The sequence below is a fragment of the Luteibacter sp. UNCMF331Sha3.1 genome, from assembly GCF_900109915.1.
GTDB lineage: Bacteria > Pseudomonadota > Gammaproteobacteria > Xanthomonadales > Rhodanobacteraceae > Luteibacter.
On sequence record NZ_FOBU01000005.1, the window covers coordinates 82933 to 105721 of the forward strand.

At 66.4% G+C, this 22789-nt stretch carries 27 protein-coding genes; 8 read left to right on the plus strand and 19 right to left on the minus strand.

The window, feature by feature from the left end; genetic code table 11:
- Positions 1-6 precede the first annotated feature (6 nt).
- The 3 genes from ubiE (at position 7) to BMX32_RS17785 (ending at position 3745) form a co-directional block, all read left to right on the plus strand.
- A complete protein-coding gene (gene ubiE / locus BMX32_RS17775; protein WP_029213286.1) occupies positions 7-756 on the plus strand; it encodes a bifunctional demethylmenaquinone methyltransferase/2-methoxy-6-polyprenyl-1,4-benzoquinol methylase UbiE in 750 nt (249 codons plus the stop codon).
- 57 nt (positions 757-813) lie between these two features.
- A complete protein-coding gene (locus BMX32_RS17780) occupies positions 814-2664 on the plus strand; it encodes a M1 family metallopeptidase (RefSeq protein ID WP_089981409.1) in 1851 nt (616 codons plus the stop codon).
- A gap of 82 nt (positions 2665-2746) precedes the next feature.
- Positions 2747-3745: an alpha/beta fold hydrolase gene (locus BMX32_RS17785; protein WP_244511602.1), complete on the plus strand. Its 999-nt coding sequence runs from the start codon at positions 2747-2749 to the stop codon at positions 3743-3745.
- Between the two features lie 46 nt (positions 3746-3791).
- Here the strand turns inward: BMX32_RS17785 and BMX32_RS17790 are convergent, their stop codons facing one another.
- From BMX32_RS17790 to ttcA, 4 genes are all read right to left on the minus strand, one after another.
- The gene (locus BMX32_RS17790) at positions 3792-4559 is read right to left on the minus strand and encodes a M48 family metallopeptidase (RefSeq protein WP_089981412.1); all 768 of its coding nucleotides are present in this window, start codon (positions 4557-4559) and stop codon (positions 3792-3794) included.
- A 72-nt stretch (positions 4560-4631) separates the two neighbouring features.
- Positions 4632-5540 carry a recombination-associated protein RdgC gene (locus BMX32_RS17795; RefSeq protein ID WP_029213290.1) on the minus strand — a complete coding sequence of 303 codons (909 nt, stop codon included), beginning with the start codon at positions 5538-5540 and terminating at the stop codon, positions 4632-4634.
- A 76-nt stretch (positions 5541-5616) separates the two neighbouring features.
- Complete coding sequence (locus BMX32_RS17800; protein ID WP_029213291.1) at positions 5617-6804, minus strand: amino acid aminotransferase; 1188 nt, start codon at positions 6802-6804, stop codon at positions 5617-5619.
- 34 nt (positions 6805-6838) lie between these two features.
- Positions 6839-7711 (minus strand): tRNA 2-thiocytidine(32) synthetase TtcA, encoded by an 873-nt coding sequence (ttcA, locus tag BMX32_RS17805; protein ID WP_089981415.1) that lies wholly within the window; start codon positions 7709-7711, stop codon positions 6839-6841.
- Between the two features lie 101 nt (positions 7712-7812).
- On the opposite strand from ttcA, the gene BMX32_RS17810 reads away from it, so the two are divergent.
- Positions 7813-8019, plus strand: coding sequence for a YdcH family protein (locus BMX32_RS17810; protein WP_029213293.1), 207 nt, complete (start codon positions 7813-7815; stop codon positions 8017-8019).
- 7 nt (positions 8020-8026) lie between these two features.
- Positions 8027-8623 (plus strand): GNAT family N-acetyltransferase, encoded by a 597-nt coding sequence (locus BMX32_RS17815; RefSeq protein WP_049808595.1) that lies wholly within the window; start codon positions 8027-8029, stop codon positions 8621-8623.
- A 20-nt stretch (positions 8624-8643) separates the two neighbouring features.
- Here the strand turns inward: BMX32_RS17815 and BMX32_RS17820 are convergent, their stop codons facing one another.
- From BMX32_RS17820 to BMX32_RS17865, 10 genes are all read right to left on the minus strand, one after another.
- Complete coding sequence (locus BMX32_RS17820; RefSeq protein WP_029213295.1) at positions 8644-9663, minus strand: HlyD family secretion protein; 1020 nt, start codon at positions 9661-9663, stop codon at positions 8644-8646.
- Between the two features lie 11 nt (positions 9664-9674).
- The gene (locus BMX32_RS17825; protein WP_029213296.1) at positions 9675-9872 is read right to left on the minus strand and encodes a DUF1656 domain-containing protein; all 198 of its coding nucleotides are present in this window, start codon (positions 9870-9872) and stop codon (positions 9675-9677) included.
- Positions 9862-11988: an FUSC family protein gene (locus BMX32_RS17830; RefSeq protein WP_089981419.1), complete on the minus strand. Its 2127-nt coding sequence runs from the start codon at positions 11986-11988 to the stop codon at positions 9862-9864. The genes BMX32_RS17825 and BMX32_RS17830 overlap by 11 nt, the downstream gene beginning before the upstream one ends.
- Positions 11989-11999: 11 nt before the next feature.
- Positions 12000-12491, minus strand: a complete 492-nt coding sequence (locus BMX32_RS17835; RefSeq protein ID WP_089981421.1) for a MarR family winged helix-turn-helix transcriptional regulator — start codon at positions 12489-12491, stop codon at positions 12000-12002.
- 91 nt (positions 12492-12582) lie between these two features.
- Positions 12583-13350, minus strand: coding sequence for an alpha/beta hydrolase (locus BMX32_RS17840; RefSeq protein ID WP_170843731.1), 768 nt, complete (start codon positions 13348-13350; stop codon positions 12583-12585).
- A gap of 105 nt (positions 13351-13455) precedes the next feature.
- The gene (locus tag BMX32_RS17845) at positions 13456-13986 is read right to left on the minus strand and encodes a VOC family protein (RefSeq protein WP_029213299.1); all 531 of its coding nucleotides are present in this window, start codon (positions 13984-13986) and stop codon (positions 13456-13458) included.
- Positions 13987-14040: 54 nt separating this feature from the next.
- Positions 14041-14889: an alpha/beta fold hydrolase gene (locus tag BMX32_RS17850; protein WP_089981424.1), complete on the minus strand. Its 849-nt coding sequence runs from the start codon at positions 14887-14889 to the stop codon at positions 14041-14043.
- A 48-nt stretch (positions 14890-14937) separates the two neighbouring features.
- On the minus strand, positions 14938-15762 hold the full coding sequence (locus BMX32_RS17855) for an oxidoreductase (protein ID WP_089981426.1): 825 nt from the start codon (positions 15760-15762) through the stop codon (positions 14938-14940).
- Positions 15759-16646, minus strand: a complete 888-nt coding sequence (locus tag BMX32_RS17860; RefSeq protein ID WP_089981428.1) for an NAD(P)-dependent oxidoreductase — start codon at positions 16644-16646, stop codon at positions 15759-15761. Before BMX32_RS17860 ends, BMX32_RS17855 begins: the two co-directional genes overlap by 4 nt.
- A gap of 141 nt (positions 16647-16787) precedes the next feature.
- A complete protein-coding gene (locus BMX32_RS17865) occupies positions 16788-17105 on the minus strand; it encodes an EthD family reductase (protein ID WP_089981430.1) in 318 nt (105 codons plus the stop codon).
- A gap of 243 nt (positions 17106-17348) precedes the next feature.
- Between BMX32_RS17865 and BMX32_RS17870 the strand changes: the two genes are divergently transcribed.
- Positions 17349-18206, plus strand: coding sequence for a LysR family transcriptional regulator (locus BMX32_RS17870; RefSeq protein ID WP_089981432.1), 858 nt, complete (start codon positions 17349-17351; stop codon positions 18204-18206).
- 25 nt (positions 18207-18231) lie between these two features.
- Here BMX32_RS17870 and BMX32_RS17875 read toward each other — a convergent pair whose 3' ends face one another.
- Both BMX32_RS17875 and BMX32_RS17880 read right to left on the minus strand, forming a co-directional pair.
- Positions 18232-18453: a helix-turn-helix domain-containing protein gene (locus BMX32_RS17875; RefSeq protein WP_029213305.1), complete on the minus strand. Its 222-nt coding sequence runs from the start codon at positions 18451-18453 to the stop codon at positions 18232-18234.
- Between the two features lie 8 nt (positions 18454-18461).
- The gene (locus BMX32_RS17880; RefSeq protein ID WP_089981435.1) at positions 18462-18908 is read right to left on the minus strand and encodes a DUF2975 domain-containing protein; all 447 of its coding nucleotides are present in this window, start codon (positions 18906-18908) and stop codon (positions 18462-18464) included.
- A 226-nt stretch (positions 18909-19134) separates the two neighbouring features.
- On the opposite strand from BMX32_RS17880, the gene BMX32_RS17885 reads away from it, so the two are divergent.
- Positions 19135-20427 carry a retropepsin-like aspartic protease family protein gene (locus tag BMX32_RS17885; protein WP_139206786.1) on the plus strand — a complete coding sequence of 431 codons (1293 nt, stop codon included), beginning with the start codon at positions 19135-19137 and terminating at the stop codon, positions 20425-20427.
- Between the two features lie 69 nt (positions 20428-20496).
- Here the strand turns inward: BMX32_RS17885 and BMX32_RS17890 are convergent, their stop codons facing one another.
- Together BMX32_RS17890 and BMX32_RS17895 are read right to left on the minus strand one after the other, a co-directional pair.
- Entirely contained in the window at positions 20497-20811 is a 315-nt protein-coding gene (locus BMX32_RS17890; protein ID WP_211664255.1) for an EthD family reductase, read from the minus strand.
- Positions 20808-21560 (minus strand): SDR family oxidoreductase, encoded by a 753-nt coding sequence (locus tag BMX32_RS17895; RefSeq protein WP_029213309.1) that lies wholly within the window; start codon positions 21558-21560, stop codon positions 20808-20810. The genes BMX32_RS17890 and BMX32_RS17895 overlap by 4 nt, the downstream gene beginning before the upstream one ends.
- Positions 21561-21669: 109 nt before the next feature.
- Between BMX32_RS17895 and BMX32_RS17900 the strand changes: the two genes are divergently transcribed.
- Complete coding sequence (locus BMX32_RS17900; protein WP_089981439.1) at positions 21670-22311, plus strand: TetR/AcrR family transcriptional regulator; 642 nt, start codon at positions 21670-21672, stop codon at positions 22309-22311.
- A 33-nt stretch (positions 22312-22344) separates the two neighbouring features.
- Here BMX32_RS17900 and BMX32_RS17905 read toward each other — a convergent pair whose 3' ends face one another.
- Positions 22345-22761: a DUF4156 domain-containing protein gene (locus BMX32_RS17905; RefSeq protein WP_029213311.1), complete on the minus strand. Its 417-nt coding sequence runs from the start codon at positions 22759-22761 to the stop codon at positions 22345-22347.
- Positions 22762-22789: the final 28 nt, after the last annotated feature.

The following is a 22789-nucleotide window of genomic DNA, read 5'->3' on the forward strand; positions in this document are numbered from 1 at the left end:
CCGGGAATGGATTCCCAGAAAACCACCCATTTCGGCTTCCGCGACGTTCCCCTCGCCGACAAGCAGAAGCTCGTCGGCGAGGTCTTCACCTCCGTCGCGCGCAACTACGACCTGATGAACGACCTGATGTCGTTCGGCATCCACCGGCTGTGGAAGCGCCATTTCGTGGCCGTCAGCGGTGTCCGCCGCGGCGACCGCGTCCTCGATCTGGCGGGCGGCACCGGCGATATCGCGGCGCTGCTGAAGCCGGTCGTCGGCGACGAGGGCGAAGTGGTGGTCGGCGACATCAACGCGGCCATGCTCGGCGTCGGCCGCGACCGCCTGACCGACCGCGGCCTCGTGGCGGGCCTGCGCTGGGCCCAGATGAACGCCGAAATGCTGCCCTTCCCGGACAACAGCTTCGACGCCGTCACCATCGCCTTCGGTCTGCGCAACGTCACGGACAAGGACAAGGCGCTGGCGGACATGCACCGCATCCTCAAGCCCGGCGGCCGTGCCCTCGTGCTGGAATTCTCGAAGGTGCAGAGTCCCTTGCTGTCGAAGCTCTACGACGTGCATTCGTTCAAGATCCTGCCCCGCCTCGGCCGCCTGTTCGCCAACGACGCGGACAGCTACCAGTACCTCGCCGAATCGATCCGCAAGCATCCCGACCAGGAAACCCTGAAAGGCATGATGCTCAACGCGGGTTTCGGTCACGTCGAAGTGCGCAACCTAACCAGCGGCATCGTGGCGATCCACCGCGCCTACAAGCTCTGACCCGTCCGGGGTCCCGTCGGTGGCATACTCGGGACTTCTCCCGTACGGAACCTTGCGATGCGTCTGCTTCCCGTCGTTGCCCTGGCCATGGCGTTCCCCGCCGTGGCATTCGCGGCCGATCCGCACTCCTACGCCCAGCCCGACGCGGTGCGCGTCACCCACCTCGACCTCGATCTGAAGCTCGACTTCGCCAGGCGTGAACTCGCGGGCAACGCCACGCTGAAGCTCGACTGGAAGGATGCGAAGGCGAAGGACCTCGTGCTCGATACGCGCGACCTGAAGATCGCCGGCGTCGAGGCCGTGGACGCCGCTGGCAAGGCGTCGCCGCTGCGCTTCGCCCTTGCGCCGCGCGACAAGGAGCTCGGCTCGAAGCTCACGATCCAGGCGCCGGCGCATCCGGCCAGCGTGCGCATCGCGTACACCACCGTGCCCGAAGCCTCGGGCCTGCAGTGGCTGACGCCGGAACAGACGGCCGACAAGAAGCAGCCGTTCATGTTCTCGCAGTCGGAATCGATCCACGCGCGTTCGTGGGTGCCGTTGCAGGATTCGCCCGCCATCCGCTTCACCTACGACGCGCACGTCAGCGCGCCGAAGGACGTCCGCGTCGTGATGAGCGCGATCAACGATGCGAAGCACCCGCTGGACGGCGACTTCCGCTTCGACCAGCCGCACCCGATCCCGTCGTACCTGCTCGCCATCGCGGCGGGCGACATTGCCGTGAAGGAAACCGGTCCGCGCAGCGCGGTGTATGCCGAGCCCAGCGTCGTCGGCAAGGCCGCGAACGAATCCGAAGACACCGAGAAGCTGATCGAGACGACGGAGAAGCTCTACGGTCCGTACGCGTGGGGCCGCTACGACATCCTCGTGCTGCCGCCGTCGTTCCCGTTCGGCGGCATGGAGAATCCGAACATGACGTTCGCGACGCCCACCGTGCTCGTGGGCGACAAGAGCCTCGTATCGCTGGTGTCGCACGAGCTCGCGCACTCGTGGTCGGGCAACCTCGTCACCAGTGCCGCGTGGCGCGACATCTGGTTGAACGAAGGCTTCACCACCTATGTGCAGGGCCGCATCACCGAGGCCGTCTACGGCAAGTCGCTCGCCGACGAGGAAGCCCTCCTCTCCGCGCGTGAGTTGCAGAAGACCATCGGCGACATGTCGCCCAACACGCAGCGCCTGACGCCCGAGGCACGCGGCGTCGGTGCCGACGACTCGCTCTCCTCGGTGGCGTACGACAAGGGTTCTTGGTTCCTTCGCACGCTGGAACAGCGCTTCGGTCGCGAGACGTTCGACGCCTATCTGAAGGGCTATTTCGCGCACTTCGCGTTCCAGAGCATCGACACCGACACGATGTTCGCTTACCTGAAGGCGAATTTGCTCGACAAATATCCGGGCAAGATGAGCGAGGCCGAAGCACGCGCGTGGATCTGGCAGCCGGGCATTCCGAAGGATGCGCCGTTGCCGTCGTCGCCGCGTTTCGACGGCATCGACGCACAGCGGGAGGCCTTCCTCGGCGGCAAGCTCGCCGCGGACAAACTCGACGCGAAGACGTGGAACACGCAGGAGTGGATGTACTTCCTCGACCGACTGCCCGACGCGCCGCCGCTGGCGAAGATGAAGGAGATCGACGCCGCCTGGCATCTCACCGGCACGCCCAACGCCGAGATCGGCATGCGCTGGTACGCGCACGCCATCGCCGCCGGCGACAAGGACGTATGGCCCGCGGCCGCCGAGCACATGACGCGCATCGGCCGCCTCTATCTCACCACGCCCGTGTATCGTGCGTTCGCCCGCACGCCGGAAGGCCTCGCGTTCGCGAAGGCCACCTACGCGAAGGCGAAGAGCGGCTACCACCCGATGACCCAGCAGGCCGTCGAGCGCATCCTCGCCGGCAAGGCCCGCAAGAAGTAACGCCCGGGACATCCCGGGGTTGCAACCCTCCGAGACGCCCCGCATCTTGCGGGGCGTCTACCGTTCGGAAAGCAGCTCAACCATGGCCAAGACCCCTACCCTCGCCTCCTCCGACCTGCGCCCGCTGTGGCAGCGCCTGTTGCTGCGCCGGCTGAAATTCATCGTGGTCGTGGCGCTGGTGCTCGGTCTCGGCGCCGGCCTCGTCTATCTCTTCGCACCCTCGTTGCTGCTCAAGGCGGATGCCGCGCGGCAGGCCATGAGCGCGCATCTGGAAAAGAAGACGATCGTCGCCGGCGACACGACGTGGTCGTATTACGAGGGCGGCAGCGGCCCCACGATCGTGCTGTTGCACGGCTTCGCCGCGAACAAGGAAACATGGCTCGAAACGGCCAAGGCGCTGGGCGAGCATTTCCACCTGATCATTCCCGACCTGCCGGGCTGGGGCGATTCGTCGCGTAGCGATCGCGGCGATTACGGCATCCCGCAGCAGGCCGCGCGTCTCGAAGCGTTCGCGGCGGCGGTCGGCGCGCAGCGTTTCCTGCTCGTCGGCCAGTCGATGGGTGGCGCCATCGCCGGCGTGTACGCGGGACAGCATCCCGAACGCGTCGCCAGCCTGGTATTGATGAGCTCGCTCGGGCTCACGTTCAAGGACAACGACTTCACCCGCGACGTGAAGGCCGGCAGGAATCCGTTCCTGCTCGACGATCGCAAGGATCTCGAGGCGTTGCTGGCGCGCATCTTCGTCACGCCGCCGCATCTTCCGGGCCGCATCGAGGATGCACTCGTCGCGCGCAATCGCAAGGACCACGCCTTCATCGCGCGCACGTTCGACGAACTGAAACAGCCTGCACAGGCCTACGCGCTCGACCCGGTCATCGGCACCCTGCCGATGCCTGTGCTCGGCCTGTGGTGCCGCGAGGACAAGATCATCGACGTGTCCGCGCTCGACACGCTGCGCGCGGGGCTGAAGAGCTCGCCGTCGATCGGCGCGACCGTACTCAACGGCTGCAACCACATGCCGATGCTGGAAAAGCCGGAGGACACGGCGCGCATCATCACGGGCTTCGCACTGGCGCATTGAACGCTCGAGCAGGAGCCGCCGTAGCGGCTCCTGCCGTGGCCGCGTTTCAGTCCGCCACGTCGGCGATCAGTCGATCCAGCTGCAGCTTCAGGCCGCTTCCGTTGGCGCGCAACCACCGACGCTGTTCCTTGTAGTCCGGGAACACGGCTTCCACCCAGTGCCAGAACTTCGGCGAGTGGTTGCGCACCTTGAGATGGCAAAGCTCGTGCACGAGCACGTAACGCAACGCCGCGGGCGGTGCCAGCGCAAGCGCGAGGTCGAGGTTGATCCTGTCGCGCGTATCCAGGCTACCCCACAGGCTCTTGAGCGGGCGGATGCGCAGCGCCGTCGGTGCCGCGTTGATCTGCGGAATGTACGCCGGCAGCCAGCGCGACACGTCGCGACGGATCTGCGCTTCGAAATGCGTGGCGAGCAGGCCCCGCGCGACGAGCAACGCACGCGTGTGCGGGCGCGGGATGCTGAGCACCAGCTGGCCGGGCTCGTGGTTGACGCGCGGATAAGCCCCCTCTTCCCAGTCGAGGGTGACCTCCTCGCCGCGGAAAGGGAACGTGGTGGGCACCCCTACGCGCAAGGGCGGCAGCGGTTCGGCGTCGAGGTGGAATTCGCCGAGCTTCTGCTCGAGCCAGTCGGCGTGATGACGCAGGAACGCCGTCATCTGCGCGACGTGCGTGCCGTTGGGATAGGTGAGTCGCGCGCCTTTCGGCGTCACCGTGAGCCGAAGACGGCGCGCACGCGGGTGCGCCGCCTTCAGTACACGGATCGTGGCGCCCGTGGGGGTCGCCAGTTCCAGCCAGTTGCCTTCGTCCGATGCCATGTGCCGAGTCTCGTGTCGATCCCGACGACCATCCCACCAAGCCGTGTCAGGCACTGCGACGCCGGACCGGGATCACTCCGGGCGGGGCAGCGTGAACCATTCGGCGAGCTTGCCGAGAAGGCGCTCGTATTCGAGCGCCATCAGGGCGAAGTTCGCGTCCATTTCCGCAGCGGCCGATTCGGGGCTATCCGCCTGTTCGTCGAGCACGACGTCGGTGAACTTGATTTTACGCAGGATCAGGTCTTCGCCAAGTACGAACGATATGCGGTCGTCGAACACCAGACCCAACTGGAAGACCTGCTTGCCGGTTCGCAGATGCTCCCGAATCTCATCGGTGTCGAGATCCTGCCGCCGGCACCGCGCGATGGCGCCGGAGGCCGTCGCCGGGTCTCTCAGCTCGCACTCGTCGCCCAGCGCCAGCCCCGCGGGCAGCTCGCCGGAGGCGACCCAGTGGGTCATGAGGATCCGGGGCGACTCCTCCGGGGCCAGAGGCACCGCCGGGAAGCTGCCGAGGGCCTCGCGGAGCTGGCTCAGGGTGTTCTCGGCCGACTTGCGACTGGAGGTGTCCAGCACCAGCCAGCCGTTCTTCTTGTCGACGTAGGCCTTCATCCGCGAGCTACGCACGAAAGCGCGCGGCAGCAGCTCGTTCATGACGTCGTCCTTGATCTTCTTGCGCTCGCGGCCGCCGACCTTACGGCCTTCTTCCTCCGCGATCTTCTCCACGCGGTTGGCGAGTTCGTCGTTGACGACGGACGTCGGCAGGAGCTTATCCTCGCTGCCCACCGTGACCATCGTGTTGCGGCCGACGGAGTGCGTGAGGCTCTCTTCGTTGCGACCGAGCGGCGAGACGAAACCGCGCGTCGACAGCTCCATCGGCCCCACGGGGCGCAGACGGTGTTCGGGCAGCGCATCGTCGAGGCGATCGAGATCGGTGGCGACAGGGTCGGAAAAACGGAACAGCGTCAGGTTTCGAAAGAACATCGATCGGTTGTCTCATGCGAAGTGTGGCCAGGACGGACGCCAGGGCGCCCGCCGGCGAAGGGCGATGTCGGTCGGGTTACACCACGCGGGCGATGGCGTCGGCCACGCGCTCGATGTTGCCGCCGTTGAGCGCGGCCACGCAGATGCGGCCGGTGCCGACCGCATAGATGCCGAACTCGGCGCGAAGCCGCTCGACCTGCGCGGCCGAAAGGCCCGAGTACGAGAACATGCCGCGCTGGCGCTCGATGAAGGCGAAATCGCCCGCGGTCGACAGGCGCCGCGTGAGTTCGCGACGCATCGTGCGGATGCGGTCGCGCATCTCGCCGAGCTCGGTTTCCCACATCGCGCGCAGGTCGGTGTGGTTGAGCACGGCCGACACCACCGCGGCGCCATGGGTCGGCGGATTGGAATAATTGGTGCGGATCACGCGCTTCACTTGCGACTGCACGCGCAGCGCTTCGTCGTGCGAGGCGGTGACGATCGAGAGGGCGCCGACGCGCTCGCCATACAGCGAGAACGACTTCGAGAACGAACTGGCGACGAAGAAAGGCAGGTCGGTATCGGCGAACAGCCGCACCGCCACCGCGTCGGCTTCGATGCCGTCGCCGAACCCCTGGTAGGCGATGTCGAGGAACGGCACGAGGCCCTTGTCGCGTACCGTGGCGATGACGCGCTTCCAGTCGTCCGTACCGAGGTCGACGCCCGTCGGGTTGTGGCAGCAGGCATGCAGTACCACGATCGCACCCTTCGGCAGCTTCGCCAGGCCGTCGAGCATCGCATCGACGTCGACGCCATGCGTGGCGGCGTCGTAGTACGGGTATTCGACGACGTCGAATCCCGCGCTCTCGAACAGTGCGCGATGGTTTTCCCAGCTCGGATTGCTGATGGCGACCGGCACCGACGGATCGAGGCGCTTCAGGAAATCCGCACCGACCTTGAGCGCGCCCGTGCCACCGAGGGCCTGCGCGGTGACCACGCGGCGATCGGCGAGCAACGCGGAATCGGCGCCGAACAGCAGCTTCTGCACGGCGCTGTCGTAGAGCGCGATGCCGTCGATGGGCAGGTAGCCGCGCGGCAGCTGCGCCTCGATGCGCGCTTTCTCGGCCTCGCGCACGGCGCGCAGGAGCGGTACATGGCCGTTTTCGTCGTAGTACACGCCGACGCCGAGGTTGACCTTGTCGCTGCGCGGATCGGCGCCGAAGGCTTCGTTGAGGCCGAGGATCGGATCGCGCGGCGCGAGTTCGACGGAAGAGAACAGGGTCATGATCGATGGACCTGGAAGAGGTGATGGGAAAGGATCAGTCGGAATCGTCGTTGGCGTCGCCACCCGCGAGCCACGCGCGTGCGTCGGGTCGCGACGCGTCGTCGCGTGCGCCGAGCGAGGCGAAGTCGAAGAGGTGGCGATCGGTGAGCTGCGACGGTGCGATGTTGCCCATCGCACGGAAGATGGTTTCGCTGCGCCCGGGGTGCGCCTTTTCCCAGTCGGCCAGCATGCGCTTCACGACCTTGCGCTGCATGTTTTCCTGCGAACCGCATAGGTTGCACGGAATGATCGGGAACGCGCGCGATTCGGCATAGGCGGCGATGTCGTCCTCGCGGCAGTAGGCCAGCGGGCGGATCACCACGTGGCGGCCGTCGTCGGACAGCAGCTTGGGCGGCATCGCCTTCAGGCTGCCCTGGTAGAACATGTTGAGGAAGAAGGTACCCAGGATGTCGTCGCGGTGATGACCCAGCGCGATGCGCGTGATGCCGTTGTCCGCCGCCCACTGGTAGAGCGCGCCGCGACGCATGCGCGAGCAGAGGCTGCACATCGTCTTGCCCTGCGGAATCACGCGGGTGACGACGCTGTAGGTGTCCTGCTCGATCACGTGGTACGGCACGCCACGTTCCGCCAGGTACGCCGGCAGGACGTGGGCCGGGAAGTCGGGCTGCTTCTGGTCGAGGTTGACCGCGATGAGCTCGAACGACACCGGCGCTTTCGCCTGCAGCGAAAGCAGCATGTCGAGCATCGTGTAGGAGTCCTTGCCGCCGGAAAGGCAGACCATCACCTTGTCGCCGTCTTCGATCATCCCGTAGTCGGCGATGGCCTGACCGACCTGGCGGCGCAGGCGCTTGGCCAGCTTGCCGGCTTCGAAGGTCTGCTTGCGGGTGGCATCGGGGGAGGCGGACATGCTGCGGATAGTCTTGAGACGGGCGAGTCGCCTATTGTAGCCGCTGCGGGCACCCCCGCCGGGAGTTACAATCGGGCCTTTCCCACGACCGGCCGACTGCCATGCAGGTCCAGGACCCGATGCAGCTTTCCCAGCGTCTCGCCGAACTGAAGGTGGAGCATCGCGACCTCGACGCCGCGATCGACCATCTCGCGGCCGCGATCGGCCGGGACGAGCTCCAGCTGACACGCCTGAAGAAGCGCAAGTTGCTGCTGAAAGACACGATATCGCGGCTCGAAAGCCGCCTGATCCCCGATCTCGACGCCTGAGGCGGCCATGGCACCGGATCGGCTGGAAAGCGCCTGGGTCACGCTCGAGCCCCTCGCCCTCGGCCACATCGCCCCGCTGGAGCGCGCCGCGGCGGATGGCCAGCTGTGGGACCTCTGGTTCACCTCGGTGCCGGGGCCGGGCAGGATGGCCGATTACGTGGAGGCCGCGCTGCGCGGGCAGGAAGAAGGCCGCATGGCGCCCTGGGTCGTCCGCGAGAACGGCAGCGGCGAAATCGTGGGGTCGACGCGCTATTACGACATCGTCGCCGACCCGTCGCGTGTCGCGATCGGTTACACCTGGTATGCCCGGCGCTGGCAGCGGAGCCACGTCAACACGGCCTGCAAGCACCTGCTGCTATCCAACGCGTTCCAGAACGTGGGCGCCGTGGCCGTCGAGTTCCATACCGACGCCTACAACCTCGACTCCCAGCGCGCCATCGAGAAGCTCGGCGCGAAACGCGAGGGCGTGCTCCGCGCGCATAAACGGCGCAACGACGGCTCGCTGCGCGACACGGTCTGCTACAGCATCCTCGCCACCGAGTGGCCGGACGTCGACCGCTGGCTGCAGCTGAGGCTGCGGCGCCTCGCGCCGCACGAGGCCTGACCGCCCGTCACCGGAAGCGCTCAGCGCGCCGCCACCGCCTGCGCATGCGACGGCCGCACTACCAGCGTCGCCGTCATGCCGGCAGCCAGCACGGTGCCGGCCGGCAGATGCGCGGTGTCGATCTTCACCCGCACAGGTACGCGCTGCGCGAGACGCACCCAGTTGAACGTGGGATTGACGTCGGCGAGCAGGTCGTTGCCCGTGGGGTTGTCGGCATCCGTGATACCGCGCGCGATGCTCTCCACGCGCCCCTCCAGTCGCACGCCGCCGCTCATCAGGCGGATATCGACCGGATCGCCCACGCGCAGCCCGGGGAGCTTGGTTTCCTCGAAGTAGCCGTAGATCCAGTACGAACCGCTATCGATCAGCGCGAGACGCGCGGTGCCCGCGCTGGCGTAATCGCCGACGCGCACGTCGAGATTGGTCACGTAACCGTCGACCGGTGCGCGCACCTCCGTGCGGTCGAGGTTGAGCTGTGCGGACGCCAGTTCGACCTGCGCCTGCGCGACGGCGGCGAGCGACTGCTGCTGCGACGCGCTGGCCTGCTTCGTGCTCGCCTGCGCCTGCTGCCAGCCGGCGCGTGCCGCGTTGGCGGCGGCCACCGCGTTGGCCTTGTCCTCCGCGGAGATCACGTTGTTGACGAGCTTCTGCCGGCGTTCGGACTGCGCCTCGTACATCTCGTAGTTGGACCGGCTCTGCTGCGCGCCCGCGTAGGCGGCATTGATCGTCGCACCGGCGGCGCGCGCGGCCGCCTCGGCGGCGTTGAGGTTCGCCTTCGCCTGCGCCACGGCGTTCTCGTAACGGGCGCGATCCACCACGAAGAGCAGATCGCCCTTCTTTACCGTCTGGTTATCGATCACGCGGACGTCGGTGACGAGACCGGAAACGTCGGGAGCGATGCGCACGATTTCGGCGCGCACGCGACCGTCGCGCGTCCACGGGGAATACATGTAGTGCTTCCACAACGACATCCCGACGATGGCCGCGACGATGACGACGAGGGCGGTGATGGTGAAGCGGACGAGGCTGGCGAGTTTCATGACGGCATCACTCAGTTCAGGAACAGCGCGAACGCGCCGAAGACACAGACGAAGACGGCGACGCGGAACAGCGGCGGATGCCAAACGAACCGGTACAGGCCGAAGCGGCCGGCGAGCGAGTCGACGACCCAGATCGCCAGCAGCGCAAGGATGAAGACGACGAGCAGCCCCGGCACGAGGGCGTCGCCCAGAGCGATCTCACGAGGCATGGACGATCTCCTTGCTCAGGGGTGCGTCCGGCATGTACGCGGCGAGGATGGATTCGCCGTCGAGAAGCGCCATGCGGACGAGGTGGAGGTGCTCGACCAGGTGCCCGCTGTCGCCGTGCTCGCCGACACCCGCGATCGCGGTGGCGACGGCATCGCGCGCCAGGAGATACCCGGCCGCGTCGGGCCTTTCATAGAACCGCGCGAGGTCGCGCAGCGCGCCTTCGAGATACGGCCGCAGCGTCGACGGCACGCCGCTGCGCGCCATGTCGTGGCGCAGCTCGATCAGCGCGCGGCCGGTTTCGTGCACGGCCAGCGCCCAGGCGAACAGCGCGCGCGAGTCCGCGCTACCGGGCGTGGTCTGCGCGGCGACCTGACTGATGAGGTCATGGTTCACGCTCTCGAAGCGATGACGCAGTCCGGGCAGCGGCGCCTCCGCCGCGAGCGCCACCTGCGCGCGCAGGCGTGCCAGCTGGCGACGACGCAGCCACGGGCTGCCGATCGCAGGCGGAATGACGAGGAACGATACCGCGGCGGCGAGCAGACCGACGATCTGCGCGATCGCGTCGTTGATGAAGTGCGCCGGGTCGTACACCTGCACGTTCTTGAACGCGAGGATGTAGACCAGCCCGAGCGCCCAGCCGAGCCCCAGCCCCGCCCAGCGCGGGCTGGCCATGAGCGCCACGCCCGTGACGAGGAACGGAACCGTGCCGGCCACGAGCAGCCCGTAGCCTTCGAGTTGCGTAAGCACGAAGAAGTTGCAGAAAAAGCCGAGCACCATGCCGATGAAGTAACCCCACGTCAGATCCCACGTGGCACGCGCCGGATTCGGGATGGTGGCGAAGAGGCCCGCGAAGATCGTCGCGTTGAGCATGGCCCCCGACCCCTGCGGCCACGCGCTCTCGATCCAGTACGCGCCCAGCGCGAGCATGGTGAGAGTCGTTCGCAGCGTCGCGATGCCCGCGCCGAGGAAGTCGTTGCCACGATCGAAACGCACGCGTTCGACGGACCCTGCGATCACGCGCGGCGTCTGCAGCGAAGCGGCGGTCTCGATGTAGTCGTGCAGTTCGTCGACGAACCGACGCAACAGCGCCGCGCCCGTGTCGAAGTCGCGCAGATCCTGCACGTCGTCGAGCGCGGAGCGCAACATCGCGCGCGAGGCGTCCATCGCGTCCCTCGCCCGGGCCAGGCGCGGCAGCATCACGCGTGCCGCGGCCCCCGCGTCGATCGGCGTGTCGAGCGCCTCGCCCACCGGACGATAGAAGCGGACGAGCGTGTCGGCGGCGCGATCGCGACGCGCGCGCTTCAGGCGGTTGATGAGGTGATGCAGCGACTGGAACGTCGTCGACGCCGCCATGAAGCGCTGATTGAACAGGCGCAGGTGATTGCTGCGCGCCCTGGCGTCGGCATCGGCGAAGATGACGGAACTGCGCAGGTCTTCCAGCGTGACGGCGTCCCGAACGAACCGCAGGTGCGCGTTTTCCATCGCGTCGCGCGGCACGGCGCCCGCGAAGCTCGCACGGATGAAATCGGTGAAGTGCGCGAACTGGTCGCGTGCCGTCCGGCGCAGGACGTCGCGCATGCGCGTCGGAAATACCACGTCGCTGACCACGCCACTGACGAGCACGCCAAGCAGCACCTCGCTAAGGCGTGCGACGGCGGAGTCGAAGACACCCGGGGGGTTGTCGATCACCGGCAACGCCACGATCGCGGCCGTGTAGCCCGCGAGCACGAACGCGTACGCCTTGAAGTTGCGGTACAGCGTGGCGCCACCGGCACACAAGCCGATCCACAGCGATAGCGCGACGAGGAACAGGTCGCGCTGCTGGGGGAACGTGGCGACGATGGCGATCGCACCCGCCGCACCCGCGAACGTGCCGATGCCGCGATAGAAGCTCTTGGCGAGCACGAGCCCCGACTGCCGGTTGGCGACGATCAGCGTCGTGATCATCGCCGTGGACGGCGACGGCAGGTCGACGCGCATCGCGATCCAGCCCGCGACGAAGAGCGCGATCAGCGTCTTCGCCACGAAGAGCCAGATGGACGCCTCTTCGCGCATCGTATCGGCGAGCGCCTGACGCGTGATCGGCACCCTGGTGAAAAGGCCTGCGGTGGACATGGCGGCGCCGGTTACCCTCCGAATCCGCCGAGCATCTTCTTCAGCAGCCCCTCGAGCTGGCGCTGTTCGTCCAGGTCGAGGTACCGGGTCTGCCGGTGAAGAAGCGCGACGATGTCGGGCAGGAACGCCTCGATGGCGGCAAGCCCTGCCGGCGTGAGCGTGAGGGTCACCTTGCGGCGATCGGCCTCGCTGCCGGCGCGGGCGATGTAGCCCTTCTCGCAGAGCTGGCTGGTCAGACGCGTGACGTTGGCCGACTTCTCGCCAGCGGCGTCGGCGAGCTCGGAGGGATGGAGGCTGTTGTCGCGCGTGCCGTACAACATCATGAGGATGTTGTACTCAGGGTGATTGAGACCGTATGGGCGCATCACCCCGTTCGCCTCGTCGGAAATCTCCTTGAAGAGATGCTTCACGAGGCGCATCAGGATCGTCGCCTCGCGCGGCAGCGCCGGATATTTCTCACGGGTTATATCGACCCGGGATTCGGTAATGGCGAAATCGCGCATGACGAGGAGACCTGTCGTTGGTTACCTCATAAGTATATAGTTCATTTGTGTATATTCAATAGATGTAGGTCGCTCGTCGGCCAGCGTGACGTCACGGGGTCGGGCAAGCCGACCGGGGCGACCGAGGCTCCCGCGCGGCCATCGCGAAGGCCTGCCGCGCCAGCGGCGTCCAGGAACGCCAGGCGTGCACCCCGTCGCCGGCGACGACGTGGCTGGGCGGCACCGCCGGAAGCAGCAGCGGCATATTGGGTGCGAACTTGTCGTCGGCGCCCCAGGCCAGCCAGACGCGCGGATCGCCGCCCCCGGACGCCCACACCTTGGCACGGCGCCACAGTTGCCCCTGCCAGTTGCCGGCATCGGGCGTGGCAGCGGGCGGTGCCTGCCATCGCGCGAGACCCCCGGCGTCGCGAATCTGCCGAAGCGTCGCGTCTTCACCGAGGTACGGCGCGAGCAACACGATCCCGTCCACCTCGCAGGGATAGGCGGCGTCGTAGAGCAGCGCACCCATGCCGCCCAGCGACGCACCGACCAGCCATACCTCGGCGTGTCGACCGCTCTCCTCCGCCACCAGGGCGTGCAGATCGGGCATCGCTCGCCCGTCCTTGTAGTAACCGATGGTCAGTTCGACGAGAACGACGTCCGCGTCGGGCCACGCTGCCCGGATCGCGTCGCCGATGCCGCCCGCCTGCAGGGAGTCGAGGTTGTCTCCGATGCCCGGCAGCACGAGGACGGCTCGCCGCGGCGCCTGTTCCGCCGCAAGGCGGCGCAGCGCCGGGGCTTTCGAGGTGTCGCGTATCGGATAGCAGGCGCTGGCGGCCACGCACGCCAGCATGAGGAGGATCCAGCGACGAACGTGCATGAGGGACTCCGGCGTCGATACGTTGAAATGCATACGCATCGACGTCGCCCATGGATGCACCCAGACCGCCGCCGTGTGCGCGGGGGTCGTGCAGGCTGGTGCGCCTCAGCCCTCGTCCTGCCAGCGCCGCAGTTCGGTCTGATCGTGGTAAGGCATGCGATCCGGCGTGGTGATGAATTCCATCGTCGTGCCCCAGGGCATCTGGCCATAGCAGACCTTGTTGCCCGGCCCCTTTTCGGTCGCATAGGGGATGGCACGCGGCGCCGTCAGGGCCTTGCCGCCCGCTTTCTCGAAGCGCGCGACGGAGGCGTCGATGTCGTCGGTGTAGAGCGCGAAGTGCGTGATGCCGAAGTCGCTGGCACGGATGGGCTGTGCCTGCTCCGGTCCGTGCATCTCGAACAGTTCGATGTCGGGACCGGTGCCGATCTTCACCATCGCCTGCGCGCGCACCACGGTGCCGGGAAAGGCCCCTACGGCGCGCTCGAACTCGGGGCCCTGTCGCGGCGGATCCTGCGGGCCGAAGGATTGATACAGGAGCTGGCCCCCGAAGGCCTCGATGAGAAACGCTTTCGCTGCCTCGATGTCCGGGACAGTGATGCCGACATGATTGACGCCGCGGATTTCAGGTGCGGACATGGTGGTCTCCTTTTTCGGTTCTGATGTTCGGGATGAATGCGCGTGGCGCGAGCGTCATGCGGCTCGAAGAAAGCCGATCAGTGCCTCGGCGACCTCGTGCGGTCGCTCGTCCGCGACGTAGTGACCGCACCGGTCGATGGAGCCGCCGGAAACGTCGCTCGCGAACTCACGCAGCATCGGCACCATGCGCGGGCCGAAGCGCCGGTCTCCGCCCATGGCGAGGACCGGTATGGCGAGGGGTTTTTTCTTGTACGCCAGCGCCGCCGCGTGATCGTCGGCGAGCGTTCGGTACCACTCCATGCCACCGCGCGTGCGCCCGGGTAGCGACATGGCTCTGGCGAAGATCTCGACGTCCGCCGGATCGAAGGTGCTGTGATCGTAGAAGCGCTCCGCCATGAAGGCGGACACATAATCGTATTCGCGACCATGGATCATCCGTTCCGGCAGATCGCGATTCATGTGGAACGCGAAATGCCATAGCTTCGCGATGGTCGCCTCCCACTCGCTCCAGCCCGGAAGCGGCACGTCGAGTACCGCGAGATGACTGACCGCGTTCCGGAACAGTGCCGCTTGCGGCAGCGCGACCATGCCGCCGATATCGTGGCCACACACCGCGTAGCGATCATGGCCGAGCGAGCGCATGACCTCGTGTGCGTCGCGCGCCATGGTGGCCTTGTCGTAACCGTCGCGTGGACAGTCCGAAAAACCGGCACCTCGCAGATCGATGGCGACCACGCTGAAATGCGGTGCGAGGCGTGGCATGACGCGATGCCATTCCCACCAGGTTTCGGGCCAGCCATGGAGCAGGAGGAGGGGCGGACCTTTTCCGCCCGTCACGGCATGGATCCTGATGCCGTTCACTGGAATCAGTTGTTGGCTGAAGCCATCTAATGTTGAAGACATGTCGCACTCCATCGAGAGCATGGCGTCGGAAATGATCGGGAACCGCGCTTACGGCCGACCGAAATCGGTATCGATCGAAACGTCGCGCCATGTGTCGATGTCCTTGCGGAACGCGGCCAGTTTCCGCTCGGCGATCCCGTGCGCGACGGGACCAAGCGGAAGATGTAGCGGCGGCTCCTTGGCATCGACGGCGCGCAGGATCACCGCCACCGCCTTGTCGGGATCGCCGGCCTGATGACCGTTGTTCGTTTCGCGATAACGACGCCGCGAACTCGCGGCGTATACCGGCATTTCGTTCGCCGCGAGGGTGATCGAACGACCCAGGAACTCGGTCCGGAACGGTCCCGGCTCGGCCAGGATCACCCGGACACCGAAGGGTGCGAGCTCGCCGGACAGTGCTTCCGACAACCCTTCGACGGCGAACTTGGTGGCGTTGTAGTACCCGCCTCCGCCGCTACCCGCGATGCCGGCGCCGGAGGACATGTTCACGATCGTGCCGCCCCGACGCCTCAGGACCGGCAGCACGGCTCTCGTCGTTTCGATCAGGCCGAAGACGTTCACCTCGAACAGCGGACGGTATTCCTCGGGCGTGCCCTCTTCGATCGCGCCGAACAATCCGTAGCCAGCATTGTTGACGAGAACATCGATGTCGCCGAAAGCCTCCATGGCCGCTTCGACCGCCGCGCGAATCGACGCCGCGTCGGTCACCTCCAGTGGCAGCGCGAGCATGCGGCCGTCGAAAGGGCGGGCCATGTCCCGGAGGGCTTCGACCTTTCGGGCCGTGGCGACGACGCGATCGCCGCGCCGTGCCGCGGCGAGCGCGAGACGCTGGCCGAATCCGCTCGAACAGCCCGTGATGAGCCACGTCTTCATGCGTCACGCCCGGACAGCGACGGTACGTCGCCCATACGACCGTCGACATCGGCGATGATCGACCAATCCTTTTCGCCGAGTCCCGCCGACACGGCGTGGGTCAGTCGCTCCCTGACGACGTCGAGCATGGGCAGTGCACGGCCAGCTTCCTTGCTCAGCTCGCTCGCGAGCCGCATGTCCTTCAGTGCCAGCTTCGCTTTGAAGCCCGGCTCGAACGATCGCTGCGCGATCTGGGCGCTGTAGCTTTCATACGCGCGGCCAGCGAAGAGTGTGCCCAGGATGAGCTCGAAGAAGTCGGCGCGATCGAGACCCACGCTTTCGGTCAGCGCGACGCCTTCGACCATCGCTTCGATCGCCATGGCGATCATCATGTTGGCCGCGAGTTTCGCCGCGTTGGCCTGAGCCGGGGCGTCGCCCAGCTTCCACACTTTCTTGCCGAGCGCAGCGAGCACGGGCTCGATCGCGGCCACGGTGGCCGCCTTGCCTGCGACCAGAATGTTGAGTTGCCCGCTCGCCGCGACGTTCGGTCGTCCGAGCACCGGTGCCGACACGTAGCCGAGGCCCGCGTCCTCGTGCAGCCTTGCCAGTTCTCTCGCGAAGGCGACCGAGATCGTGGAGGTGACGACGTGGATCAGTCCCTGGCGTGCACCGCGCAGCAGGTCGGCGTCGAGCACGACCTCCCGGATCGCCGCGTCGTCCGACAACATGGTGAAGACGACTTCCGCATGAAACGCCTCCCGAGCACTGTCGAGGAGCGTCACTCCGGGCATCGTGTCGGGATCGACGTGGCTACGATTCCAGGCAAGCACCTCGTGTCCGACGGCCACCAGGTTGCGAGCCATGGCCGAACCCATGCTGCCAAGACCGATGAATCCGAGCTGCATATCTGTCTCCGTGGAATGTTTTCGAAGAAGGAACCGGCCGCAGCCGGAAGCGTCCGGTCGCTGGCTCGTCGGGCGGTTGGCGCTGCTTCATGGACATGCCCGAGCTCCGTGACGATGCTCAAGGCGCGGCGGAAGCCATCGTCAGAGCGGTGCCGCTCGAACGCGCACCGGGGACAGGTTCGTAAACAACGGCACGTCCGCCATGACGGCGGCGCATTCCGGCGAAGCGAATGCCGTGTCGAGCGCGGTCTCGTCACGAAAGACGCACTCGCATATGACGAGCGTTCCGCTGTGATCGATCGAAGGGAAGAACGCCGATGCGCTCAGCAGGCCGTATTTTTCCCATGCACGCATCACGAGCGGAAGATGGGTCGTCTCGTAATAGGACCGATCGAAGCGATCGCTCGCGTCGCCTTCGTAGGTCACGTAGATCGACACACGGGTATCGTTATCGGACATCGGTAGACCTCCATGCCATGCCGGTAAGAACGAGCGGCCATGACGGATATCGGATCGGGGACATGCCGTCATGATGTGCCTTCCCTTGCGACCTGAGGACTGCCATTCCTGAAAATTCGTCTTGCATTTATGTAAGCGCCAGCAGCGCGTCCGACGTGACGCGCGTACGAATCGGTACCGTCGTGCTTGCCGGCCGCGTTCGGCTGCTGCATATTTCCCGGACTTCCCGACCAAGGCACATTCATGGAATGGAGCGACGTCCGGATCTTCCTCTCGGTGCTGAGGAGTGGGTCCTACGGTGAAGCGGCGCGTCGCCTTGGCGTAAGCCACCCGACCATCGGTCGGCGTATCAAGGTGCTCGAAGAGGAAGCGGGTCAGGCGCTGTTTCGGCGAACGTCCGACGGACTCGTGCTGACCGATGCCGGCGATGGGATCGTGCGTGCCGCAGAGGCGATGGAGCAGTCCGCGCTGTCGATGGAGCGTCGGCTCCTGGGAAATCACGAGCGCCTGGAGGGCGTCCTGCGCATCGGATGCGCCGAGTGGTTCGCCAGCCACGTGCTCGCGCCGGTTTTCACGGAGCTGATGAGCCAGCATCCCGGTGTCGTGCCCGAGGTGATCGCGGGATACCGTCTGTCGGACCTCGCTCGTCGCGACGTGGACATCGCGTTCCGCATCGTGCCGTTTACCGAGCCGGATGTCGTCCAGCGCCGTCTGCTTACCATGCGCTACGGACTCTACGGCTCGCCCGCCACGGTGCAGCGAATGGCCGACGATCCCGCGTCCGTGGGTCTCATCTTCATGAACGAAGCACAGTCGCATTTTCCCGACGTCGCATGGCTGCAAGAGCGATTTCCCGAGGCTCGTCCGACGTTTTCCAGCACCAGCCGGACCGTGCAGTCGCAGATGTGCGTTCGGGGTGCGGGTCTGGCGGTGCTGCCGCGCCCGTTGGGCGACGCGACGGCGGGCCTGCTCCGTATCGAGGGCGACGAATCGCCACCCAGCCGGGACGTTTGGGTGGGATACCACCAGGACCTCAAGCGGATGGACCGGCTGCGCGCGTTGATCGAGCTCGCCGACGCCATGCTGTCGACCACCGACTGAGGCCCGCGGATCGCGCCTGATCCGTCTACGGTTCGTCGGGCACGTCCGGGTCGTAGACCAGGATGTCGCCGGGCTGGCAGTTCAGGTATTCGCAGATCGCCGCGAGCGTGGCGAAGCGGATGCCGCGCACCTTTCCGGACTTCAGCAGCGACAGGTTGCTCTCCGTGATCCCCACGTGCGCCGCGAGATCGCGTGATCGCACCTTGCGCAGGGCCAGCATCAGATCGAGGCGGACGACGATTCCCACGCGCGACCTCAGACGATGCCGCGGCTGTCTTCTTCAAGGCGCTGAGCCTCGTCGAACAGACGCGCGATGAAGAACAGAAGTGCCGCGACGGCCAGGGAAAGCACACGCGCATTGTCGACGCCGACCGAGACCAGGCCATGCCCGCCATTCGCGAACAGCAATCCCAGTTGCACCATCGGGGGAAGCAGCAGGTCCGCGAGGATGGACAGCAGGTACAGAAGCGCGAAGCGATGGAAGCTTCGCGTCATCGGCCTTGCGAACACATCGCCTGCGCCTATCGCGCGGAGCATCGCCGCCAGAGACACGAGGCTAAGGACGGCAAGCGTCACCACGATCGCACTGGTGACGATGTTCCAGACGTAGGGCAGCCCCTCCCCGGTCACCCGGATGACGCCGTTGCCCGGAAGGGCGATGCCGCCCAGCACCATCAGCGCGAGCAAGGCGCCGGCCGACAACGTCGCCCACCGTAACCGCCGGGCGTGCTGCTGCAAGAGATGAGTTTTCATTGTGGGATGGCTATTGTTTTCTGTAAAACAGAAAGTACTATCTGGTTCGCGAATAGTAGTCGATAGCTGGCTCACGAGGCAACCGGTGGCTCGCCGTGCCCGCCTTTGCGCGGACGCCATCGGCGATTGGCCGCCGTTCGTGCTGCCCTCCCCCACATCGCAGAAGGCCCCCACCTTGAAGACACTTTTTTTCCCGCACGCACTGGCGATGCTCGCCTATGCGACGATACCCGGGGCCATGGCAGGCCAGACCGATGCCGTCGCCCAGACCGTGGCGGCACTCGACGCCTGGCGCATGGATGAAGTGAGCGCGCTGTTGCCGACGCTGCCCGATACGGCCGAGAGCGACTATGTGCGAGGCCTCGTCGCCAACCGCCTGAACGACGTCGAGGGGTCGAAGCGCGCCCTTCGGCGAGCCCTGCCCGAACTGGAGCGCCGCCACTCGCCGCTCGCGGCCAATGCGCTGCTGACCCTTTCCGACGACTACCAGAAGACCTCGTCCTACGCGGATCAGGCACATGCCCTGCGCGAAGCCCTGGAGCACCACGCGAACGACATCGCTCCCGACGCCGCGCAAGGCGTCAAGGACGTGCTGTCCCTGGCGAGCGCGCTCAGCGGAGCGCCGGCCCAGACGGTGAGCTTTTCGGGCGCGTCGCGGTTGTCCATCACCCGCAACCCCCTCGGCACCCTGGACGTCGACGCCGTGGCGAACGGCATCGATGGATCGTGGATGCTGGACCTGGGTGCCAATTATTCGGTGGTCAGCGAAAGCTTCGCCCGGCGCCTCGGCCTCTTGGTCAAGGGGGCGGGCGGGGGCATCGCCTCGAGCACCGGCGTCACGGTGCAGAGCAAGGTGGCGATCGTGAAGGAAATCCGTCTGGGTAGCGCCACGCTCCACAATGTGGCCGTTCTGGTGGCTCGCGATGAACTCCTCCACATCAGACTGCCCGGCAAGGAGCACCAGATCTCAGCCGCCCTGGGCTACCCCGTGTTCCAGGCACTCGGCCAGGTTAGCTTCGACGGCGACAAGGCCATCTCGATCAGATCGGCATCCGGCCCCGTCGTGGATGGCGTGCCAATCTATATGGACGGCCTCACACCTGTCGTCATGGTCGAAACGGAAGGCGCCACGGTGCCCCTGACACTCGACACGGGCGCGAGCGCCACCGGCCTGTCTTCCGCCTACTGGACGACGGTCAAGGATCGCGCGGATGCGTGGCCACGTTCGCGACAGCCTTCGGCAGGCATCGGCGGTGCGCTGGATTTCGACACGGTGACCCAGCCCGAATGGACGTTCAGGCTCGGCAAGGATGAACTGACCCTCCGGAACGTTCGCATCCAGACGGAAAGCCGACCCGGGCCGGGAGGGCCGCCGATGTTCGGCATACTCGGACAGGACCTCTGGGCCAACGCGGCAGGCTTCACGCTGGATTTCCGATCGATGCGTTTTCGCATCGACCGGCACTGACCAGTCCGTGGCGGGGCGACCGGTGAGCACGCCTTCCGGTCGTCCCGTTCGTCTGCTTCGGCCGTTCCCTCAGAACGCGGTGAACAGACTGCGCAGGACCACGATCGCGTCGGTGAAGTTCTTCACGTCGTCCATCACCTGCTGCGTTTTCGGGCTCGCCAGTGCGTCATGCATTCCTTGCTCCGACGAGAACGTATAGACGCCCATCGATAGCCAACCGCCGCCCTCGGCATACGGGAAGAACGCTTCGGCCGATTGCAGCCCATGCGCCTCCCAGCACGCCCTGGCCAGCGCGAAATGCTCGTTTGCGTAGTAATCCCGATCGAATCGCACGCCGGGGCCGCCCGTGCAAACCACCAGCATCGTCGTCATGTCATGCGTCATGCGTTGATGCCGCCATCGACGAGCATGCCGGAACCCGTGACATACGCGGCGCCAGGCCCCGCGAGGAACGCGACGGCCTCGGCGACTTCACGCGTTTTTCCGTAGCGGGGAATCGAGAGACTCGGAAGGATGGACGCCGCGAGCGGACCATCCGCGGGGTTCATGTCCGTGTCGATGGGACCCGGCCGAACCAGGTTGACGGTAATGGCGCGCGGCCCCAGCTCCCGGGCGAGCCCGCGCGTGAAGCTCTCCATCGCCGATTTGGTAGCGGCATACACCGCAATGCCGGCGAACGGGACGGCGAGGCCTGCGTTGCTGCCGATGGTGACGATGCGCCCACCGTCCGGGATGTACTTCAGCGCCGCCTGGGTGGTCACGAAGACCCCACGCACATTGACGTTCAACTGCAGATCCATGTCTTCCAACGACAGTTCGCCGAAGGGCCCCGCGACGAGGACGCCCGCGTTGTTGACCAGGATGTCGAGCCCGCCCAGATCGGCGGCGGCAAGCTCGACTGCCGCGACCGAGGCGACTGGGCTTGCCGCATCGGCCTGGATGGCGATGGCGTTCCGCCCGAGCGCGCGGATGCGGGACGCGAGTGCCTCCGCCTGCACGGACGACTTCTCGTAGGTGATCGCGACATCGGCGCCGTCTTCGGCCAGTTTCAGCGCGATGGCGGCGCCGATGCCGCGAGCGGCGCCGGTAACGAGGGCGCGTTTACCGGCCAGAGGTGGGGACGGATGGTTCATAAAGGCTTCCCGGAGTGAATTATGTGTCGTTCGACACAGAAAGCCTACCGAGCCGATTTGATGGGCGCAAGCAATTTATGTAATGATCGACAAATAAATGGAGTCTCCCATGTCGCGCCCATCCACACCGCCCCCATCGAAGCGGGGCCGCCCTGTCGGTTTCGATCGAACCGAGGTGCTCGACCGGGCGATGCGCGTCTTCTGGGAAAAGGGCTTTGCCGCCACATCGATGCAGGACCTGATCGCCGCCATGGGCATCGCTTCGCCGAGCCTCTATGCGGCTTTCGGCTCCAAGGCCAACCTGTATCGGGCAGCGGTCGAGCACTACGTGGCCCTGCACGAGGACCTCGTGCTGCGTGCCATCGCGATGCCCACGGCACGGGAGAGCGTCGAAGCCCTGCTGCGCAATGCCGTCACCGTCTTCGCCCGCACCGACTTCCCGAGCGGGTGCATGGTCGAACAAACGGCGAGCGAGGCCGGCGACATGGCTCCCGACGTGATGACACGCCTCCACGACATGCGCGCGGCGAATCATGACAATTTTTCGATGCGACTGCGCAAGGGCCTGGAGGACGGCGACGTGCCCGAGGGCGCCGATATCGAGGCCGTCGCTTCGTTCTACGCCACCATCCACAAGGGCCTGAGTCTCAGTGCGCGGGGCGGGACCGGAACAGGCGAACTGAGTTCGGTGGTCACCTCGGCGATGGCAGCCTGGCCGGTGCTCACGCGTCCTCGTGAGCCTCGGCGCTGACCCGGTCCGGGTCGATCCCGTTCTTTCGACAGATCAGTTCTTGAGCGGCACGGTCTCGAAACCACCCTGCGCCGGCGGATTCGACGGCGCCGGTGTCGACGGTGCCGTGGTGCCGCGGGCGGCAGGCAGCGTACGGCTTCCGCACGTGTAGGCGGCCCAGTCCTGCGACCCTTCGCGCGGCTCGCTGACCGGCTTGATCGTATCGGCGCCCATCTTCGCGGCCTCGTTGCGCGCCAGCACTTCGAGTTCGTCGCGCACCTTCAGGTCGCTGCGATCGACCGGGCCGACGCGGTTCATGACCGACACCGTGACCTTGCCCTGCTCGCGGCAGCTGCCGACGTCGCCGTTCCACGCCGTGCGAACGTTGCGCGCGCTGTCGTCGAGCTTGATACCCCAATTGCAGGCCGAGAGGGCGAGCGGGAGGACGAGAAAAACGAGGGACTTGCGCATGGAAGCTCCGGGGGAAGAACGGTCGGTG

Excerpts from the sequence above, each read along its gene's own strand:
- BMX32_RS17895 (WP_029213309.1), bottom strand. The coding sequence starts at position 21,560 with ATGAACCATCCGTCCCCACCTCTGGCCGGTAAACGCGCCCTCGTTACC.
- BMX32_RS17865 (WP_089981430.1), bottom strand. The coding sequence starts at position 17,105 with ATGTCCGATAACGATACCCGTGTGTCGATCTACGTGACCTACGAAGGC.
- BMX32_RS17890 (WP_211664255.1), bottom strand. The coding sequence starts at position 20,811 with ATGACGCATGACATGACGACGATGCTGGTGGTTTGCACGGGCGGCCCC.
- BMX32_RS17820 (WP_029213295.1), bottom strand. The coding sequence starts at position 9,663 with ATGAAACTCGCCAGCCTCGTCCGCTTCACCATCACCGCCCTCGTCGTC.
- BMX32_RS17840 (WP_170843731.1), bottom strand. The coding sequence starts at position 13,350 with ATGCACGTTCGTCGCTGGATCCTCCTCATGCTGGCGTGCGTGGCCGCC.
- BMX32_RS17795 (WP_029213290.1), bottom strand. The coding sequence starts at position 5,540 with ATGTTCTTTCGAAACCTGACGCTGTTCCGTTTTTCCGACCCTGTCGCC.
- BMX32_RS17790 (WP_089981412.1), bottom strand. The coding sequence starts at position 4,559 with ATGGCATCGGACGAAGGCAACTGGCTGGAACTGGCGACCCCCACGGGC.
- BMX32_RS17785 (WP_244511602.1), top strand. The coding sequence starts at position 2,747 with ATGGCCAAGACCCCTACCCTCGCCTCCTCCGACCTGCGCCCGCTGTGG.
- BMX32_RS17830 (WP_089981419.1), bottom strand. The coding sequence starts at position 11,988 with ATGTCCACCGCAGGCCTTTTCACCAGGGTGCCGATCACGCGTCAGGCG.
- BMX32_RS17900 (WP_089981439.1), top strand. The coding sequence starts at position 21,670 with ATGTCGCGCCCATCCACACCGCCCCCATCGAAGCGGGGCCGCCCTGTC.
- BMX32_RS17845 (WP_029213299.1), bottom strand. The coding sequence starts at position 13,986 with ATGTCCGCACCTGAAATCCGCGGCGTCAATCATGTCGGCATCACTGTC.
- BMX32_RS17815 (WP_049808595.1), top strand. The coding sequence starts at position 8,027 with ATGGCACCGGATCGGCTGGAAAGCGCCTGGGTCACGCTCGAGCCCCTC.
- BMX32_RS17850 (WP_089981424.1), bottom strand. The coding sequence starts at position 14,889 with ATGTCTTCAACATTAGATGGCTTCAGCCAACAACTGATTCCAGTGAAC.
- ttcA (WP_089981415.1), bottom strand. The coding sequence starts at position 7,711 with ATGTCCGCCTCCCCCGATGCCACCCGCAAGCAGACCTTCGAAGCCGGC.
- BMX32_RS17810 (WP_029213293.1), top strand. The coding sequence starts at position 7,813 with ATGCAGGTCCAGGACCCGATGCAGCTTTCCCAGCGTCTCGCCGAACTG.
- BMX32_RS17860 (WP_089981428.1), bottom strand. The coding sequence starts at position 16,646 with ATGCAGCTCGGATTCATCGGTCTTGGCAGCATGGGTTCGGCCATGGCT.
- BMX32_RS17780 (WP_089981409.1), top strand. The coding sequence starts at position 814 with ATGCGTCTGCTTCCCGTCGTTGCCCTGGCCATGGCGTTCCCCGCCGTG.
- BMX32_RS17825 (WP_029213296.1), bottom strand. The coding sequence starts at position 9,872 with ATGCCTCGTGAGATCGCTCTGGGCGACGCCCTCGTGCCGGGGCTGCTC.
- BMX32_RS17800 (WP_029213291.1), bottom strand. The coding sequence starts at position 6,804 with ATGACCCTGTTCTCTTCCGTCGAACTCGCGCCGCGCGATCCGATCCTC.
- BMX32_RS17870 (WP_089981432.1), top strand. The coding sequence starts at position 17,349 with ATGGAATGGAGCGACGTCCGGATCTTCCTCTCGGTGCTGAGGAGTGGG.
- BMX32_RS17835 (WP_089981421.1), bottom strand. The coding sequence starts at position 12,491 with ATGCGCGATTTCGCCATTACCGAATCCCGGGTCGATATAACCCGTGAG.
- BMX32_RS17905 (WP_029213311.1), bottom strand. The coding sequence starts at position 22,761 with ATGCGCAAGTCCCTCGTTTTTCTCGTCCTCCCGCTCGCCCTCTCGGCC.
- ubiE (WP_029213286.1), top strand. The coding sequence starts at position 7 with ATGGATTCCCAGAAAACCACCCATTTCGGCTTCCGCGACGTTCCCCTC.
- BMX32_RS17855 (WP_089981426.1), bottom strand. The coding sequence starts at position 15,762 with ATGAAGACGTGGCTCATCACGGGCTGTTCGAGCGGATTCGGCCAGCGT.